The following is a 1,158-nucleotide window of genomic DNA, read 5'->3' as shown; positions in this document are numbered from 1 at the left end:
GCCCGGCTTGGCGCCGCGTCCGGCGGGCGCGGGCTCGCGCTGGTCCGGCATGCGGGCGGCGACCGGTTTGGACGAGGTCTTGGTGTAATGGGCGGCTCCGTAATGCGGCGCCTTGTGACGGCCCGGAGCATGTTTGTGCGGATGGCCTTTGGATGACATGGCACCCTCCTTGCTGCGCAACGCACATGGTGCCGGCCACACCGGCCATCCAGCATCCCCGGAATCACGATCCCGCCATGATCCTCGGGCCCGATCCCTTATTCTTCCGTCAGGCGATGGGAAAAGCGGGTCGGATCGCCCAGCGGCACGGTTTCGAACCCCAGCGAATCCGCAACCGGCGGATAGCCCTGGCACTGCGCGTCGTCGCCCGTTTCGGCCGTCCGGGCGTGATCCTGGGGGGTGTGCCGCATGGTCCGCATCGCGTCTGTCCTTCGTTCCGTCATGGTTCCTGACGACCATGGACGGCAAATGCGACGGTTTTATGAAGCACGGCAAAACGGGCGCCGCGGCTGGACGTGACGCGCGCGGCGTCGGATGATGCCCACGATACCGGATTGCAGGGAAGAGGATGTGACGGAAGAGGTCATCGGACGGCCGCGCATGCCTGCGGTCGGAGTGCCGCAGCGCGAGTTCGCCGGCATCGTGGCGCAGCATGGCATGCTGCTGCTGGCGCTCGCGGTTCTGGCCTGGCCGCTGGGCGGGCTGGCAGGCGGCCTGTGTCATTGGGACTGCCTGTGGTACGAACAGATCGCGACCCGCGGCTATGGCGTCGCGCCCCGCACGGACGCGGCGGATCTCGGACAGGCGGCCTGGGCCTTCTTTCCGCTCTACCCCCTGCTGTTGCGCGCGGTCATGGATGCAAGCGGGCTGGGGGCGCATGCGGCCGGGGTCGCCATCAATGCCGCATTGTTTCCGGTCCTGGTCGCCCTGGCCGCCGCCTATCTGCGGCAGCGCTGCGGCGCCGACCGGGCCGACCGGGCGTTCCGGATCGCGATGCTGATGGTCCTGCCGACGGGGCTGTGGTTCCGGCTGCCTTATACCGAATGTCTCTATGCCGTCCTGCTGCTGGGGTGCGTGATGGCGCTGGCGCGGGGATGGTGCCTGGGCGCGGCCCTGCTGGCGGCGGCGCTGTGCCTGACCCGCCCGACCGGGGTGATC

General features: G+C 69.1%; 1 protein-coding gene and 1 pseudogene. One reads left to right on the top strand and one right to left on the bottom strand.

Annotation, left to right across the window (positions count from 1 at the left end):
• Positions 1 to 257: 257 nt before the first annotated feature.
• Positions 258 to 419 (bottom strand): hypothetical protein, encoded by a 162-nt coding sequence (locus tag HUK84_RS19375; protein WP_218064473.1) that lies wholly within the window; start codon positions 417 to 419, stop codon positions 258 to 260.
• Positions 420 to 600: 181 nt separating this feature from the next.
• On the opposite strand from HUK84_RS19375, the pseudogene HUK84_RS19370 reads away from it, so the two are divergent.
• Positions 601 to 1,158 (top strand): annotated as a pseudogene (locus HUK84_RS19370) (hypothetical protein); the annotation flags it as partial.

The sequence above is a fragment of the Nguyenibacter vanlangensis genome (assembly GCF_013376155.1).
GTDB classification, from domain to species: Bacteria; Pseudomonadota; Alphaproteobacteria; order Acetobacterales; family Acetobacteraceae; genus Gluconacetobacter; species Gluconacetobacter vanlangensis.
The sequence above is the reverse complement of the archived record's forward strand: the minus strand, read 5'-3'. Positions and strand labels throughout refer to the sequence as shown.

Coding starts and splice junctions, on each gene's coding strand:
- HUK84_RS19375 (WP_218064473.1), bottom strand. CDS start 419: ATGCGGACCATGCGGCACACCCCCCAGGATCACGCCCGGACGGCCGAA.